The 18,014-nt window shown below is 36.3% G+C and carries 14 protein-coding genes; 4 read left to right on the top strand and 10 right to left on the bottom strand.

Annotation, left to right across the window (positions count from 1 at the left end; all coding sequences use genetic code 11):
* Positions 1-28 precede the first annotated feature (28 nt).
* Positions 29-2,137 (top strand): M1 family metallopeptidase, encoded by a 2,109-nt coding sequence (locus tag ACULEU_RS09190; protein WP_445452305.1) that lies wholly within the window; start codon positions 29-31, stop codon positions 2,135-2,137.
* Complete coding sequence (locus ACULEU_RS09185) at positions 2,134-3,036, top strand: patatin-like phospholipase family protein (RefSeq protein WP_445452304.1); 903 nt, start codon at positions 2,134-2,136, stop codon at positions 3,034-3,036. The genes ACULEU_RS09190 and ACULEU_RS09185 overlap by 4 nt, the downstream gene beginning before the upstream one ends.
* 4 nt (positions 3,037-3,040) lie before the next feature.
* Here the strand turns inward: ACULEU_RS09185 and ACULEU_RS09180 are convergent, their stop codons facing one another.
* Positions 3,041-3,211 carry a helix-turn-helix transcriptional regulator gene (locus ACULEU_RS09180; RefSeq protein WP_445452303.1) on the bottom strand — a complete coding sequence of 57 codons (171 nt, stop codon included), beginning with the start codon at positions 3,209-3,211 and terminating at the stop codon, positions 3,041-3,043.
* A 19-nt stretch (positions 3,212-3,230) separates the two neighbouring features.
* On the bottom strand, positions 3,231-3,710 hold the full coding sequence (locus tag ACULEU_RS09175; protein WP_445452302.1) for a hypothetical protein: 480 nt from the start codon (positions 3,708-3,710) through the stop codon (positions 3,231-3,233).
* A gap of 164 nt (positions 3,711-3,874) precedes the next feature.
* Between ACULEU_RS09175 and ACULEU_RS09170 the strand changes: the two genes are divergently transcribed.
* The gene (locus tag ACULEU_RS09170; RefSeq protein WP_445452301.1) at positions 3,875-5,410 is read left to right on the top strand and encodes a YifB family Mg chelatase-like AAA ATPase; all 1,536 of its coding nucleotides are present in this window, start codon (positions 3,875-3,877) and stop codon (positions 5,408-5,410) included.
* A gap of 22 nt (positions 5,411-5,432) precedes the next feature.
* On the opposite strand, the gene ACULEU_RS09165 is transcribed toward ACULEU_RS09170, so the two are convergent.
* The 8 genes from ACULEU_RS09165 to panB form a co-directional block, all read right to left on the bottom strand.
* Positions 5,433-6,788, bottom strand: a complete 1,356-nt coding sequence (locus ACULEU_RS09165; RefSeq protein ID WP_445452300.1) for a hydroxymethylglutaryl-CoA synthase family protein — start codon at positions 6,786-6,788, stop codon at positions 5,433-5,435.
* A 156-nt stretch (positions 6,789-6,944) separates the two neighbouring features.
* The gene (gene ypfJ, locus ACULEU_RS09160) at positions 6,945-7,802 is read right to left on the bottom strand and encodes a KPN_02809 family neutral zinc metallopeptidase (RefSeq protein WP_445452299.1); all 858 of its coding nucleotides are present in this window, start codon (positions 7,800-7,802) and stop codon (positions 6,945-6,947) included.
* Positions 7,803-7,814: 12 nt separating this feature from the next.
* Positions 7,815-11,771, bottom strand: a complete 3,957-nt coding sequence (locus ACULEU_RS09155) for a PAS domain S-box protein (RefSeq protein WP_445452298.1) — start codon at positions 11,769-11,771, stop codon at positions 7,815-7,817.
* Between the two features lie 43 nt (positions 11,772-11,814).
* Positions 11,815-13,146 (bottom strand): aldehyde dehydrogenase, encoded by a 1,332-nt coding sequence (locus ACULEU_RS09150; RefSeq protein ID WP_445452297.1) that lies wholly within the window; start codon positions 13,144-13,146, stop codon positions 11,815-11,817.
* A gap of 61 nt (positions 13,147-13,207) precedes the next feature.
* Complete coding sequence (locus ACULEU_RS09145) at positions 13,208-14,539, bottom strand: hypothetical protein (protein WP_445452296.1); 1,332 nt, start codon at positions 14,537-14,539, stop codon at positions 13,208-13,210.
* 55 nt (positions 14,540-14,594) lie between these two features.
* Positions 14,595-15,287, bottom strand: coding sequence for an RluA family pseudouridine synthase (locus ACULEU_RS09140; protein ID WP_445452295.1), 693 nt, complete (start codon positions 15,285-15,287; stop codon positions 14,595-14,597).
* 9 nt (positions 15,288-15,296) lie between these two features.
* Complete coding sequence (locus ACULEU_RS09135) at positions 15,297-15,650, bottom strand: four helix bundle protein (protein WP_445452294.1); 354 nt, start codon at positions 15,648-15,650, stop codon at positions 15,297-15,299.
* A gap of 49 nt (positions 15,651-15,699) precedes the next feature.
* On the bottom strand, positions 15,700-16,518 hold the full coding sequence (gene panB, locus ACULEU_RS09130) for a 3-methyl-2-oxobutanoate hydroxymethyltransferase (protein ID WP_445452293.1): 819 nt from the start codon (positions 16,516-16,518) through the stop codon (positions 15,700-15,702).
* Positions 16,519-16,798: 280 nt separating this feature from the next.
* Here panB and ACULEU_RS09125 point away from each other — a divergent pair, with 280 nt between their 5' ends.
* Positions 16,799-17,962 carry a sigma-54-dependent transcriptional regulator gene (locus tag ACULEU_RS09125; protein ID WP_445452292.1) on the top strand — a complete coding sequence of 388 codons (1,164 nt, stop codon included), beginning with the start codon at positions 16,799-16,801 and terminating at the stop codon, positions 17,960-17,962.
* Positions 17,963-18,014: the final 52 nt, after the last annotated feature.

Genomic DNA, 18,014 nt, shown 5'->3' with positions numbered 1-18,014 from the left:
GTATATTCGTAATCAAATACAACACACAATGCGCCTACTCATTTCTCTTCTTTTTACCGCTATAACTTTTGCTCAACAAACTTCAAAAGTGGATTTTAAAACCTGTCAGGGGAACATCACTGTAGACCCCATTGAAAAAAAGGTTTTTGGTACTGTAAAATATGTTTTAGAGGTTAAACAAGATCTAGACAGCATTCGAATTGACGCACAGAATATGCAGTTCCATTCGGTTCAAATGAATGCTAAAAATGCCCAGTTCATTACTGCTAAAAATCATTTACTACTGCCGCAAACGTATAAAAAAGGGAAGTATGTCTTGTCTTTCAGTTATGAAGCTTCTCCAAAGCAGACGATGTATTTTAATGGAGACTTTAGTAATGAAATCGTAAGCAACCAACAAGTTTGGACACAAGGTCAGGGCAAATTTACAAGTCATTGGTTTCCGAGCTTTGATGATGTGAATGAGAAAGTGGTCTTTAATATCAACATCTCTTTTGACAAACGGTTTATCGTAATTGCTAACGGAGTTTTAAAAGCGATTCTTCCGGATAAGGATAAAAAAATCTGGAAATACGAAATGCAAAAACCAATGAGTTCCTATTTGTTGGCGATGGCTGTGGGCGATTTTACGAATAAAGCTATTGGTTCTAAATCGGGCATTCCGATACAACTTTTTATTCAACCCAGAGACACGGCCAAGTTTGAACCAACCTATCGCTATTCGAAAGAAATCTTTGATTATTTGGAAAAGGAACTGGGAGTGAAGTACCCATGGCAAATCTATAAGCAGGTTCCCATTGAAGACTTTTTATATGGCGGTATGGAAAATACTTCTTGTACCCTTTTTGCACAAGATTACGTAGTGGATGGAATTGGTTTTAACGACAGAAATTATGTGTATGTCAATGCACACGAATTGGCACACCAATGGTTTGGAGATTTGATTACGGCTACCTCAGGCAAGCATCATTGGCTGCAAGAAGGATTTGCTACCTATTATGGCTTGTTGTCTGAAAGACAGGTTTTTGGAGACGATTATTTTTACCATCAATTGTATAGAAACTCGTTGCAACTGAGAAATGCGGCTAAGACAGATACCATTCCAGTAATGCATGAAAAAGCCAGTACACTTTCGTTTTACCAAAAAGGCGCTTGGGCATTACATTTTATCAGGGAAACAATCGGACCAAAAGCGTTTCAGAAAGCCGTTAAAACCTATCTGAAAAAATACCAATACCAAAATGTGGAGACCGATCAATTTTTGGCAGCAATCAAAAAAGAAGCACCAACATTTGATACCGCTAGTTTCAAGAAAGTTTGGCTCGAAGACTATCATTTTCCTACAGAAGTGGCTAATGAATTGCTTCGGAAGAATGCTTTTTTGCAAGTGCTTTTTGAAACCCAACAACTACGTAAAAAGACTTTTCTGGAGAATAAAACCAAGTTCAGCGAATTGCTTCAGGCAAAACTATTTTATCCGGTAAAAGCTGAGATTTTGTATCAAATTAAGGAGATTCCGTTTCAGGATAAAAAGGACTTACTGCTTTTGGCACTGCAAACCAACGACGTCAAAGTACGTCAATCGGTGGCTGAATTTACTACGGATATTCCGTTAGAGTTTAAGGCTGACTATGAAACTTTATTAGACGACAAGTCCTATGACACTAAAGAAATGGCGTTTATGAATTTATGGAAAAATTTTCCGAATGAGCGAAAAAAATACCTATTGAAAGCGAATGATTGGATGGGAAACAATGACAAGAGCCTAAGGGTTTTGTATATTATGGCTTTTTTAAATTATACTGACGAACAGGAAACCAACAACTTAGATTTTGGTCCACCACCTTTAAAACTATTTTCAGAACTTGTTAGATATACTTCCCCAAATTATGAAAGTTCGGTACGCCAAAATGCTTTTCTGAATGCCTTAACCATCATACCAAAGAATCCTGATGTATTAAAAAACCTGGTAAACGCTACGACACATTACAAATGGCAGTTTAGCAAATTTGCTCGGGATGAAATACGAAAATTATTGTTGCAGGAAGATTTTAGGCTATCTTTTGAATCACTACTTCCGCAACTGAACGAGAACGAGAAAGTACAATTACAAAAGTTATTAGACGAAAAACCATGAGAGCTTTAGTGATTTCAGGCGGAGGAAGCAAAGGTGCCTTTGGTGGCGGTGTTGCGCAATATTTGCTTCAGGAAAAAATGTACAAATACGATATTCTTATCGGCAGTTCGACCGGAAGTTTGCTGATTCCCCATTTGGCATTAGGCAACGTGAATAAAATTTATGATGCTTACACTAAAGTGGACATGAGCAAGATATTTGATATTAATCCGTTTGTAGTCAAACACAAAGAAGATACTGAAATTGTTTCCATCAACCACTTCAATGTACTGTTGCAATTTATCAAAGGCAAGAGAACCTTCGGTGAAAGCCATAAACTACTCACCTATATCAAAGAAACCTTTACTGAAGAAGAGTTTAATCAACTTAAAAATTCCTTTTGCGATATAGTAGTGACCGTTACCAATCTTTCCAAAAACGAGGTCGAATACAAGTCGATTAAGGATTTTGACTATGCCGAATTTTGTGAATGGATATGGATTTCCTGCAACTATATTCCGTTTATGAGTCTAGTTACCAAGAACAATAGCGAATACGGCGATGGTGGATTTTCTAGTTTGGTTCCGATTCGGGAAGCTATCAACCGAGGTGCCACCGAAGTGGACGTAGTTATTTTGGAAACCGAAATGCAAATGACGCCCAAAAGTGTGGGGAAGAATCCGTTTTCGTTAATGATTGATTTGTTTCAAACACTCCTCAATCAGGTAGAAAAGCATGATATTACCATCGGAAAATTGGCAGCCAAAAACAAAAATGTAAAGCTCAATCTTTATCATACGCCTACGAATCTGACCAATAATGCTTTGATTTTTAATAAAGAAAAAATGAAAGTTTGGTGGCAGCAGGGTTATGATTATGCTAAGAATAAGAGCGAGATTATGAGTGATAATTTGCAGTAATTACTCAATCACTTTCTTCTAAAGCAAAGATTTCTTCGACAGCTTTTTCAAAAAACCTCGAGAGTTTAAGTGCTAATACAGTTGAAGGAACATATTTTCCTTTTTCCATAGCATTAATGGTCTGTCGGCTTACTTGAATTTGCTTGGCCAGTTCTTCCTGAGAAATATTCTTCATAGCCCTAAAAACTTTTAGATTATTCGTCATCGGATGTAGTTTTATTAAGTTTATAAATCTGAAAGTGAAAACGTATCATGAAGAAAATAAGCACTGTGTAGACATTATAAACGATTACGTTTAAAAATGGCATTCCATATAAAAATAGTGTAAAAAATAGGATTAGTAAATAGTTAAAATAGGTTGCCCAAACCAAGCTTTCATATCTTATTTTTGAGATAAATTCATCTTCATTTTTTAATTTTGAGAAGCAAATAAACAAGCCACCAACAATTATTAATAGTGTTAGTAATTCATAGCTAAAACTATCGGTGATTATTTTGAAGAATCCGGGTCGTTCTCCCAATGTTTCCTCATAAATAGCAAAGACTTTTATCTTTAGATATTGGTCAATATCAATATTAAAAAGCGAAGTTATTGTAAATGTTAGCAGACTAGGTAAAAATAAAATCCATCCTAGTGTTTTGAATTTGTTTGGGAATAAAAAATGTGTTTTCATAATGATTTACTTTTAAAGTTTAAATCAAATGTATATTATATTTTACAAATAGACAAACAAACTTTACATAAAGTTTAGTTTTTTTTACTTTTTAATAAAATGTACACTTTTTGCCTACTTTTCATTTTCAGCTTTGGGTTATTTTTAGCAGCTAAACAATAGCGATGTTAGTTAAAGTATTTGGAAGTGCTGTTTTTGGAGTGGAAGCGACTGCCATTACGGTGGAAGTGAATATTGATAAAGGCGTAGGCTATCATTTAGTGGGTTTGCCTGATAATGCGATTAAAGAAAGCAGTTATCGAATTGCAGCAGCCTTAAAGAATAACGGATACAATCTTCCGGTAAAGAAAATCACTATCAATATGGCGCCAGCCGATTTGCGCAAAGAAGGCTCGGCTTACGATTTGACATTGGCTATCGGAATTCTGATTGCTTCGGGACAGATAAGAGCTGAAGAGGTTGACCAATATGTCATCATGGGTGAGTTGTCTTTGGATGGAGGTCTGCAACCCATCAAAGGAGCCTTATCCATAGCCATCAAAGCTAAAGAAGAAGGTTTTAAAGGATTCTTTCTTCCGATTCAGAATGTAAAAGAAGCCGCTATTGTTTCAGGTTTAGACGTTTACGGTGTGGAAAATGTGCTTCAAGTGATTGATTTTTTTTCAGGAAAGGGTACCATCGAACCTACTTTGATTGATACACAAGAGGAATTTCATAAAACGTTAGATTTCCCCGAGTTTGATTTTGCCGATGTCAAAGGTCAGGAAAGTATAAAACGCTGCATGGAAATTGCGGCTGCAGGTGGTCATAACATTATTCTAATTGGTCCTCCAGGTTCAGGAAAAACAATGCTTGCCAAACGTTTGCCCAGTATATTACCTCCAATGACACTGGACGAAGCATTGGAAACAACCAAAATTCATAGTGTAGCCGGAAAAGTGAAAGATTGTGGTTTGCTGAGTCAACGACCCTTCCGAAGTCCACATCATACCGCATCTTCGGTTTCTTTGGTTGGAGGTGGAAGTTATCCTCAGCCTGGTGAGATTTCGTTGGCGCACAATGGCGTTTTGTTTTTGGATGAGTTGCCCGAATTTAAAAGAGAAGTACTAGAAGTCATGCGTCAGCCTTTGGAAGACAGAGAAGTTACGATTTCGAGAGCCAAATTTACCATCACCTATCCGTCTTCTTTTATGTTGGTGGCGAGTATGAATCCGAGTCCGAGTGGTTATTTTAACGATCCTGACGCTCCTGTAAGTTCATCGCCAGCAGAGATGCAGCGTTATTTGAGTAAAATTTCCGGACCATTATTAGACCGAATCGATATCCATATAGAAGTAACTCCTGTGCCTTTTGACAAACTCACAGAAACCCGAAAAGGCGAGAGCAGTGTATCCATCAGAAAGCGTGTTACTCAGGCAAGGGAATATCAGTCACAACGTTTTGCCGAACTGGATCACATTCATTACAATGCGCAAATGAGTACGAAACAAATCAGAGAATTTTGTGCGTTGGACGACCAGTCGCTACAACTTTTAAAAACCGCTATGGAACGTCTCAATCTTTCTGCAAGAGCTTTTGATCGAATTTTGAAGGTGTCGAGAACCATAGCCGATTTGGAATCTTCAGATACGGTCAATTCTAATCATATAGCCGAAGCGATTCAATACAGAAGCTTGGATAGGGATGGTTGGTTGGGCTGATTTGGCTCTTTGTTGTTGACCATTACGAAATGAATTTATAATATCGGGCACCCACCAAAACCGAATTTTCTTTTTCGATGCTGTCCAAATAGAATTCGTTTTTTGGAGCAATGATAGCCTGTTTTAATTCTTTTTTATGAAGTTTTTCATACGTTTCAAAATCAATGGCTGTGCGTTCAGCCAAGAATTTAAATAAATTCACTTTTCCAACTTGATTTCGCCAATGCTCTGATACTTCGGCTTCAAAGACTTTCGATTTAGAACCGCTGCCATAAGCGATGAATCCCATTTTGGTGTAACTTAACGCTGTTTGTTGTTCAAAATGGTAACATAGAGTTGACAACAAGCCAAGAAAGATAGAACCAGTGTAAATATTTCCCACTTGGCCAGAAGCAATTTCTGAAGGATATATTTTTTCGTTAACCAAGTTCATGTATTCCGTACATTTAGACAAAGCTTTCATTTTTTCAGTAGGAGTAGCTCCAACTTGTGCCTCTAATAATTCTGGATTTTCAGAAGCGAAAATTTCTACAAAAGTGCGTCGTCCTTGAAAGCAATATGGAAGATGCATGAGAATACTACTCCAGTTTTCATATAGTTTGGCAGTTTGTTCACTTTCTGATTTATAATGGTCATACGCCTCTTTAATTCTATTGATATAACATTGATTCGAATATTGTCCATCAAAAACAGGCTGTTCTTTGTAGAGCACAATTTCATTTTCTAGAACACCATTCCATTCAGGATTGCCCTCCAAGTGCAGTGCTTCTACTTTGGAATAGCTTCTTCTGGGTTTAAAAAAATCGAAAAGACCTTCAGTGGCAGCGCCTACTTCTTTAGAAAGACTAAGTATTCTAGGATTAGCTGTAATGAGCATTGCAATGGCACCAGCACCTTGCGTGTATTCGCCAGTAGAATTTAAATCGTATTTTGCATAATCCGAAGCAATAACAATGGCCTTTTTAGTTGGGTTTAATCTAATATAATCAGCACAATTTTGCAAGGCATCTATAGCACCAATACAAGCGAAAGTTACATCAACAACATCACAATTTCGGAAACTTGAGGAACCAAAGTGTTGTTCTAAATTTGATAAAACATACGAGGCAACTGGTTTTGAGCTGTCAACACCGCTTTCGGTGCCAACATATATTCGGCTAATTGTTGTCGGATTCAGACCTTCCTGTTGCATCAATTTTAGAGCAGCATTAGAAGCCATAGTGACCACATCTTGATGGACATCAAGTAAACTCATATGGTGTAACCCTAATCCTTTTTCTAGTTTACTAGCTTCAATATTTCTTTTATCTGCCAATACATTTATTGGTAAATATAGTTTTGGAATGTCAAATGCGATACTGTCAATACCTACTTTCATGTTGTTGTTATTTGCTAGGCAAAATTAAAAAAGCCAACTTCAAAATATTCTGAAATTGGCTTTAAAATAAGGAGGTTGAACACGATTTATGATTTTAGCAATAAAACAATACTTATTTTTTTGAAATGGTATTTATAGGTTTAAAAATTGATAAAACTAATCTAATAGTGCTTTAAAAGTATCACCTTGAGTAATGTCACCCGAATTATATCCTTTCATAAACCATTCAATACGCTGTTTAGAAGTTCCGTGTGTAAAGCTATCGGGCACGACACTACCACTCATTCTTTTTTGTATGGCATCGTCACCAACAGCATTGGCTGCACTTATCGCTTCTTCAATATCTCCGGCTTCTAATAAATTTTTGTTGTAGTGTGCCCAAACGCCTGCATAAAAATCGGCTTGTAATTCCATGCAAACGGATAGTTTATTGGCTTCTGTTTCACTTTTACTTTGTTGTAACTGTCTCACTTTGGCAGAAGTCCCAAGTACTGTTTGCAAATGATGTCCTACTTCATGTGCAATGACATACGCAATGGCAAAATCACCACCTTCTGCACCAAAACGGGTTTTCAGCTCTTCAAAAAAGCGTAAATCCATGTAGACTTTTTTATCGCCTGGGCAATAAAACGGACCAGACGCAGAAGTAGCACTACCACAAGCGGTTTCTACACCATCATCAAAAAGTACCATTCCTGGTTCTTCATAGGTCATGTTGTTATCTTCAAAAATGGTGGTCCAAGTTTTGTTGTTGTATACAAATACCGATTCCGAGAAATCTCCTAGTTCTTTTTCTTCGGCTGATAATTCTCTGGTTTGTGTACCTTCTGTCTGGGTTTGTGTTCCTTGCGTCTGCTGTAAAATAGTTCCAATACTTTGTCCTGTTTCACCTCCAAACATATTTAATAGTAAGACTATAATTCCGATGGCGCCACCACCAAGAAGTGCTTTTTTTCCGCCTGACATGCCTCTGCGATCTTCAAAGGAATCGCTGTTTTGTTTATCCCATTTCATACTTGTTCGTTTTTAGTTTTTGGTTATCCATTGACTTATAATTTTAATCAAATGTTCTTTGTCTATTGGTTTCGGAATGTAATCATTCATTCCATATTCAATACATTTTTCTTTCTCACCAACAATCGTTCCAGCTGTAAGCGCAATAATCGGAATTTTGTCCGCTTTTGGAATTTTTCGTATCTCTATAGTTGAGTCGTAACCATTCATGACAGGCATTTGGATATCCATCAGAATCAAATCGGGTAACAATTCCATAGTTTTCTCTAAGGCATCTTTTCCGTTTTCTAATTCAAAAATAGTAGCATTGGGAACTATTTGTTTGACCAGCGTTTTGGCCAAAAGCATGTTTATTTTATTGTCTTCTACGATGAAAATTGTTTTAGCATCTTTAGTGATGATATTGTCAGAGTCTACTTTTTTTAGAATGCCTTCTTTTGGTTTGCCTAGCATTGGTTGTTCGTTCGTGTAGGGAACTTCAATGACAAAACTAAATTCACTGCCTTTTCCAAATTCACTTTCAAGATGTAATTGGCTATTCATCAGGTTGAGCAACTGATTGGAGATGGAAAGTCCTAAACCGGTTCCTCCAAATTTTTTGGTAGTAGAGTTATCTGCTTGCGAAAAGGCCTCAAAAATCCGCATTTGGTTTTTCATTTTGATTCCGATTCCGGTATCTTTTACTGTAAATTGGAGTTGGATGTTTTTGTCGTCTATCAACTTAAAGACTGTTACATGTAAGTCAACTTTTCCTTTCTCTGTAAATTTAACGGCATTGCTGAGAAGGTTGACCAAAACTTGTTTTAGGCGGATATAATCCACTTCAATAAATGTTGGTACATCCGGTGCAATATCAAGATTTATGGTGATATTTTTGAAATCGGCTTCGTATTTTATTAAATCAACAACCTGATTGGCTATTTCTGCAATATTAATTTTTTCGATGTTAAGTTCTAATTTACCGGATTCTATTTTGGAGAAATCGAGAATGTTATTGATAACTTCCATCAACGAATTGGCCGATTGATTGATGGTATCCATGTATTTTTTCTGAATGTCTTCTAGTTTAGAGTTCATTAAAAGTTCCGTAAATCCAATGATACCGTTTAGCGGCGTTCTAATTTCGTGACTCATATTGGCTAAAAATTCTGATTTTGCTCTATTAGCAGCTTCAGCATAATTCTTCGCTTTTATAGCTTCTTCGGCTTCCATTCGTTTGGTAATGTCAATAAAAATCCCAACGATATATTCAATAGAACCCTCTTTAAAAATTGGTTCTCCAAACTCTTCTACCCAGACATAATGACCCTCTTTGTTGATAATTCTGTAGATTAAATGAATTTTTTGTTTGTTCTTAAAGAGTTCATCTGCTTTGACTTTTACGATTTTCAGATCGTCTGGATGGACTAAATCAATGTAGAAAATTTTATTTTGAAGAAAATCACTTTTTGGATATCCAGTGAGTTTTTCGATTTCGTCATTGAGATAAATCTTAGACCATTTTTCATCGTATTTTGAAAGGTGCACAGTTCCCGGAATATTACTGGCCAAAAGCCTAAACCGTTCTTCACTTTCCTTAATAATGGCTTCATTCAGATTGCGTTCGATGGCATAAGAGATGTTGGTTGCCAGAGTTTGAAGCGTGCCCACTTCGTCGCTGGTCCACTCTCTTTCGTTTTGAGTCACAATAAACACAATCAATCCGTATAGTTCTTTTTTGACGAATATCGGAAGAAACAATATCGATTTAGTATCTAACGATTGGAAAAACTCTTTAGTAACTTCATTTTTAATTTTTCGGGTAGAGGAGAAGTACGGTTTGTTTTCGAGCATGTTCTCCATAACATCCGAAATTTTTGTATACGGAACCTCTAAAATTAAGGGATTCAATTCGGCCAGTGCTTTTGTTTCGCCAGACCAACGGTATTTTTGAATTAATGTTTTGTCTTTAGCATTGTGTTCAAAAAAGGATAAACGATCTACCTGAGTTACATTTCCAACAGTTCCAAGTATGCCTTGGAAAATTTCATCTGTATTGGTTGACATTAAAAATTTCTGAGTGTTTTTATTGATAACGGTCAATATTTCACTCTTATAGGAAAGCTTTTTGTCCGATTCTAATAATAATTGTGATTCGATGGCAATGGCTATCAAATCGGCAATAGAACGTGAAAAGTTGATATCCTCATTATCCCATTCGGTTGGGGTTTCAATTTTTTCAAAGCATAAAATCCCTATAATTTCTCCGTTGATAAAAATTGGAGTATCTAATAAAGATTTGATATCATTTTTTGGGAAATAGTCAAAACAAAGCTCTTGAGTTATAGTATTGTCATAGACATTGGAAGCTACAATTTGGGCACCAGTTTCGATATTTTTAAAGTAAATAGGATGTTTTTCTTTATCGATAACAAAGTTTTTTTCAAAGCGATCGCTGTTCAGATAATACATGCTTTCGCAACGAATTCCTTCTTTTAAGAACGCCCAATAACTTACTCGGTCTATGGAACAATTGGTGCTGGCAATTTTGAGAATATTTCGGAGAATTCCTTTGAAAGTATCTTTATTCGAGTAGCTTTGAGAAGTAAGTACTTTGAGCGTCTCGTTGTGGATTCTAACTTTTTTACTTCTGTTATAGTGTTCGATTTCGAGACTTTTTACCAGAGTAATATCTCTTGCAATGGCTGAAAACCCTACTACGTCACCATTTTCATTTTTCTTTAGCGTTACCTTTTGTGAAACCCAAACCGTATCGTTGTCTTTCTTAATAATTGGAAAAACTAAATCATTGTATTCATTGGCTTCAGTTGGAATATCTTTATAAAAATCGACTACATAATCTACATAGTCTTTTCCTATAAATTTGAAGAAATACTTATCGAGAATTTCATCTTTTGAATATCCTAACGTTTTTTCTGTAAATTGGTTTACATAGGTAATAACCGACTTTAAATCAATCTCATAAATTAAATCGGCTGCCGATTCTATTAAACTTCGGTATTGGTTTTCGATGTTGACTTTTTCGGTTACGTCCTGACCAATACCAATAACGATGTCGTCTGTATATTTTTTATCTTTCCACTGAATGTACTTGTAATCACCGTTTTTACATTTTAATTTTCGGGTATACAAGCGATCATCAACATAATCATTGTGATAGGCTTCACCTACAAATTCAGGATCTTCAGTGCGTTTCCAAAAGCCCATTCCAAGAACTTCATCAACGTTATAGCCTAGGATTTCCTTAACAGATTCACTACAAAAAGACACTTCACCTTTTCTGTCCGTAGTGATAATAATGGAGTTTCCTTTATTTACAATCAAATTGGTGAAAAGGAATTTATTGCGAGTTTCAATAAGTGCCAAATGTCTAGCCGTATGAATCGTCGTTGTCAATATAAAAGAGCAGATGAGAATAATAGTGTAATTATTCGGAATCAACTCAAATCCATAAGAGCTTATCAGCAATAACAGGCATGTTATGACAAAAAGCCAATAATGTATAATATTCTTAATAACAAAATAGGAAAGGAAGAAGGTTACTATTATACTAACATAGCAAATCAGTTCAAAATCGTTGAAAAAAAGATTATATACAATTAAACCAAAATAGGAAAAATAGGAAAGTAAAAAAACGCTACTTATGTGTTTTGAAAAAAAGCGTGTTTTGGTTGAAAGTAAATACAGTGTTATGAGTGCAATACCAATTAAGACATTGGGAATTAAGAAGCTATTGGAACGCACGTGAAAAATTTCGAGTATAGCTTCAACAAGCGGAATGGTGATTCCAAAAAACAAAAGGTATAGCGAATATTGCTGCTCTTTAGGCTCTAATTCGGATTGGTTGCGAAAGTTCAATTTTGTTTTCAAAGCATTGCTAGTTGCAAAATAAGCTCCGTAAAGCAGCAATAGCAAAACCGCTATAATAATTAAATTATTAGTGTTTGAAAAAGTAAAAAAGTCGTTCAACTTGGTCTTGGTTTTGTTTAGGTATTGTTCAAAAATAAATAAATTAGGTGAGCCATTTTAGTAATCCTCTTAAAATTTTCAATTTTCCCTCGTAAGGCGCGTATCTAATAGGAATGTCTAACCAGTTTCCTTTTTTTATAATGGCTTTTTGATGCGAAAAAGTGGTAAAACTGCGTTGGCCATGATACGCCCCGATTCCACTATGACCTACACCGCCAAACGGTAATCGGTTATTAGAAAAATGAATCACAGTATCATTGATGCAACCACCTCCAAAGGATAAATTTTGGATTATTTTTTGAGCAAAAGCGTTGTTATCAGTAAAAACAAATAGCGAAAGCGGTTTTTCATAACTACTAATAATGCGCTCCATTTCGCTTTCATTTTTATAGGAAAGTATGGGAAGTATCGGACCAAAAATCTCTTCTTTCATGACCAAACTATTTAGATTGGGTTCTTCAATAAGTGTTGGCGCTAAATAGCAATCGTTTATATTGGTTTGACCTCCAAAAATAATATTTTCATTCGCTAACATTGCCGTTAATCGCTTCCAATTTTTTTCATTGATGATTCGAGGGAAATCAGCTGATTTTTCTGGATTTTCACCATAAGCATTTATGATTTCAGTTTTTAAATGAGTAATCAATGCGGGTTTGATTTTTTCTGAAACCAATAAGTAATCGGGTGCAATGCAGGTTTGGCCCGCATTGAGGAATTTTCCCCATACAATTCTTTTAGCGGCTAGTTTTAAATTCGCAGATTCCTCAATAATGCAAGGGTTTTTTCCGCCTAATTCGAGGGTAACCGGAGTCAAATTTTCGGCTGCCGCTTTGGCTACTATTTTTCCAACAGCAACACTTCCCGTGAAAAAGATATAGTCCCATCGTTTTGCCAATAATTCTTGAGCAACATCAGCATTACCTTGGATGCATTCTACATGATTTTTATCAAAGGTTTCTTCGATTATTTTGGCTACGATTTTGGAGGTATTCGGAGTCAGCTCTGAGGGTTTTACCATAACTTGATTTCCCGCTGCAACAGCTGCTATCAAGGGACACAAAGCCAATTGATATGGATAATTCCATGGTGCCATAATCAATACTTTTCCGTAAGGTTCTTTGTAGATATAATCGGTGGAAGGAAAATTTAAAAGAGAAGGCAAAACCATAGTTGGTTTTGCCCATTTGTGAATGTTTTTTATGGTGTGATTCAGTTCAGAAAGAATATAACCAGTTTCAGAAACAACGGCTTCAAAAGCAGGTTTTTTGAAATCATCATAGAGTGCTTTGATAATTTCTTCCTCGTGTTTTTGAACACAATTCAATAATTTTACTAGGGATTGTTTTCGGTAGTTGATATCGGTCTTAAAAAGCATAGCTTGGCTGAATAGGTTCAGCAAGTTACATATTTTTAACTAGTAACAATCAACTTTATACTTATAAAAATCCTAATCGATATCCAATGTATGCATCGGCCTGTTTTCCGTCTGCCAAAGAGGTGACAATAGAATTGGAACCTAGATAAAATCCAAACCATCGGAAACCGGCACCAACATTTGTTCCTGAAACATCATCATTGGAAACCGGAACATAAGCTTCAAAGATTCCGATGTTAAATCTTGGCGTAACCGAAACTATATTTCTTGCTGTTACTTGATTATCACTTTCGTCTTTTTTGAGTTTCTGTTGCAAATAACCGGTTACATAGAATTTTGGAACAATTTTAAAATCAGCATACAAAGCCAATGTTGTGGGCAGATTTACTTTGAAATCTGTTTTGTTTCTAGTTTCTGTCAAATAGCCATTGTCGGTTAAAATCTGTTCTACATCATTTAAATTATCGATATTACTAAACTGACTTAAATCTAAAGGATTAGTAACAGGAATGTTTAAGGTGTAATTGGTATTGTAATTATTATCATCCTTAAAAGTCATGCTACCAATATTTCGGATAGAGGCTCCGGCCTTAATCTTGTATTTCGATTTTTCGTCTTTCCATTGATAACTTACGCCTAAATCTCCGGCAAAACCATTTAATCCACCAAAAATAGACTTGCTGTAATCATCAAAATTGGTAAAACTATCTGCCAGATTTCCAGAATAAGCAATGTTCAACGTTGCCGGTTGATTGGTAGTTAGAAAAGCACCGCTTCCGTTTTGGGTAACCGTTCCGTTTAAATCTTTCAAACCAAAATTCGAATACGAGCCTGGAAACAAAATCTTAAGAGTAGCTCCAGCGCTGAAGGTGTGGTTTTTATTATCTACCAAGGTTCTGGCTACTGATAAGCCGATTTCTCCGTAGGAAGTTCCGTTTATTCGTTGATTGTTTGGATTATTTAACAACGTGGTATTCAGGATGAGGTTGTTGTTGGTAATGGCGTTACCAATAGTCGGATCAATATCTACTAGATCAAATTTAACGTTAGCTTTAGTTGTGATTCCAAAACCCCATTTCATCCATTTCATTGCAAACCCAGGACCCATTATTTGTCCATCAAAACGCACGTTTACGGGTTCATTTCCGGCAAAAATTAGCTCTTCAAGATTGTCTGAACTCAAATCGCTAATACCAACTTTATTGTTTGCCACATCTAAACTTAGACCGAAAAAGTTGATTTCAAATTTCTTGGACAAATTCGAAAACTCAGCCGGATTCAAAGCTCCATTTAAAATTCCCACACGATTGGAAGTGCTGATTCCGGAAAAGTGATCCTGTGCAAAAGCACCAAAACCAATCAGTAAACCAAAGATTACAAGTGTTTTTTTCATAGCAGTTGTTATTATTTAGGGTTTTAAGTAAAACGTAAACATACGCATTTTAGTATTAAATAGAATTCCAAATAGCATCATTTGGTGGATCAGCTATGATTTCCAAAGATTCTTTTGAAACAGGATGAATGAAAACTAGTTTTCGGGCATGCAAGTGAATACCGCCATCCAGATTACTTCGGTCAAAACCATATTTCAAATCACCTTTAATCGGACAGCCTAGGGCCGACAATTGGGCTCTAATTTGATGATGCCTTCCGGTATGCAGGTTGATTTTTAAACAAAAATAATTATCCAAAGTCTTGATGATGGTGTATTCCAGACTCGCTTTTTTGCTTTCAGGTACTTCTTTTACATGCGCTTTCGAGGTATTGTTTTTCTCATTTCTTTTCAGATAATGTACCAAAGTATCCTGCACTTTTGGAGGTTGGTTTTTTACGACAGCCCAATAGGTTTTTTGCGTTTCCCGATTGGCAAATAATTCATTCAGTCGGGCTAAAGCTTTAGATGTTCGGGCAAAAACCACGATTCCCGTTGTTGGTCGGTCCAACCGATGCACCACGCCCAAAAAGACTTTACCAGGTTTATTATACTTTTCTTTGATGTATTCTTTCACAACCTCGGACAAAGGTTTATCGCCCGTTTTATCGCCCTGAACGATATCGCCAACGCGTTTGTTAACCACAATGATGTGATTGTCTTCGTGAAGTATTTGGAGGTTGTCTTTATTCGAGACTGTCTTAGACATTTTAGATTGTTAGATTTTTAGATTAGAACGGAATCGGGAAATCATTTTAATAATTTCATTCAATTCGATAATTGATTTCTCTAATTCATCAGTTTTAATGAAACCTAAATCTAATGCAATTAAAAGTTGTGTTTCTATTTCGTATGCAGAACCGATTGCAATTTCTAAAAACCTTGCAAAATCATTATTTGAATTTCTTGATGATCCTTCCGCTATATTTGAAGGGATTGAGACTGATGCTCTTCGCAATTGATTTGTTAAACCGAATTTTTCATCATTGGGAAACTTTGAAGTTATGGCATAAATCTGGGAGCAAAATAATCTGCTTCTTTTCCAAATTTCCAATTCTTTAAATTGATGCATATGTTAAATCTATGATGTCTAAATAGTCTAAAAATCTATGTAGTCTAATTTAATACTGTTCATTAGCATTAGGAAAGTCTTTCGATTTCACATCAGCCACATAATTCCCAATGGCTTTAGTCATTTGTTCGTATAAATCTAAATAGCGTCTTAAAAATCGGGGACTAAATTCATTGTTCATACCCAACATATCATGAATAACTAAAACCTGTCCGTCTACGCCACCACCGGCACCAATGCCAATAACCGGAATTGATATAGTTTTAGCGACTTTTTCGGCCAATGCTGCCGGAATTTTTTCCAATACCAAGGCAAAACAGCCCAGTTTTTCCAACAGTTTTGCATCTTCGAGCAATTGTTCCGCTTCGGCATCTTCTTTGGCACGAACCGTATAGGTTCCGAATTTGTATATCGATTGTGGCGTTAATCCCAAATGTCCCATTACCGGAATTCCAGCATTCAAAATCCGCTTGATACTTTCTTTAATTTCACTTCCACCTTCTAGTTTCACAGCATGACCGCCACTTTCTTTCATGATTCTAATGGCAGAACGCAACGCTTCTTTCGGATCCGATTGATAACTTCCGAAAGGTAAATCCACAACCACCAGAGCACGTTCGATGGCACGAACAACGCCAGAAGCATGATAAATCATTTGATCCAACGTTATCGGTAGTGTAGTCTCATGTCCCGCCATCACATTACTGGCAGAATCGCCCACCAAAATCACATCAACTCCGGCAGAATCCACAATTTTTGCCATCGTAAAATCGTATGCCGTGAGCATTGATATTTTTTCGCCGTTGGCTTTCATGTCAAATAGTGACTTTGTCGTAATTCTTTTGTAATCTTTTTTTGCTGTAGACATAGTGGTTCGTTTTGAACTGCAAAAGTATTAAATCTATTTTTGATGCAACAAAAGTTAAGCTCTTAAAGTGAAATTGTACTACTTTTGTCAAATCTGATGAGGAGCGAATGATTTGGGCAATGAATAAAACCGTTTTCCTGCTTTCCGTTACAATCTTTTATGCTGAAACAAGTTCAGCATAAAAGGATTTCCACTCCAATCAGGGCTAAAGAGTAAGCCATTTGAATCTCAGCGAACTTTGCGAAATAGCTTTGCGGACTTTGCGGTTAAAAAATAAAGTATGCCGAAAATATTAATCATTGAAGACGAACAATCCATCCGAAGGGTTTTAACCAAAATACTTTTAGAGGAAGGTGCCAATTATATAGTTGACGAAGCCGAAGACGGAAAACTTGGTTTTGAAAAAATTAAGAACGAAGATTTCGATTTGGTATTATGCGACATTAAAATGCCCAAAATGAATGGCGAAGAATTACTCGAAGCTGTTAAGAAAATAAAGCCCGAAATTCCGATGGTCATGATTTCCGGTCACGGTGATTTGGAAACGGCTGTCAATACAATGCGTCTTGGAGCCTTTGATTATATTTCAAAACCACCCGATTTGAATCGACTATTAAACACGGTTCGAAATGCTTTAGACAAAAAGCAATTGGTCGTAGAAAATAAAATTCTAAAGAAAAAAGTTTCCAAAAACTATGAAATCATTGGTGGAAGTGAGCCTATAAATCAAATCAAACTAATGATTGAAAAAGTAGCTCAAACCGATGCCCGAGTTTTGATAACTGGACCCAACGGAACTGGAAAAGAATTAGTAGCGCATCAATTACACGAAAAAAGTGAAAGAGCAGAAGCACCGATGATTGAAGTAAACTGTGCTGCTATTCCGTCGGAGTTGATTGAAAGCGAATTGTTCGGTCACGTAAAAGGTGCGTTTACATCAGCCGTAAAAGACAGAGCCGGAAAATTTGAAGCTGCCGACGGCGGGACAATCTTCTTGGATGAAATTGGCGACATGAGTTTATCAGCGCAAGCCAAAGTATTGCGTGCCTTACAGGAAAGCCTAATTCAAAGGGTTGGCGCCGATAAAGACATCAAAATTAATGTTAGAGTCGTTGCAGCAACCAATAAGGACTTAAAAAAAGAAATCGCCGAAGGTCGTTTTCGTGAGGATTTGTACCACCGTTTGGCCGTAATCCTGATAAAAGTACCGTCGTTAAATGACAGACGTGATGATATTCCACTCTTGATAGAACATTTTGCTGCCAAGATTGCTGAAGAACAAGGAAACGCTACAAAATCATTCTCCAAAGAAGCGGTCAAATTACTGCAGGAATACGATTGGACTGGAAACATACGCGAACTTCGTAATGTTGTTGAACGTTTGATTATCCTTGGTGGTAGCGAAATATCAGAATTGGATGTAAAGCTGTTTGCGAGTAAATAAGGCATTAGTTAAGAGCCAATAGGTAATAGAATTTTCATAGTAACGAGCTAAT

The organism is Flavobacterium sp. 25HG05S-40, from assembly GCF_052654735.1.
Note: the sequence above shows the minus strand (reverse complement) of the source record. Positions and strands in the feature narration are given on the sequence as shown.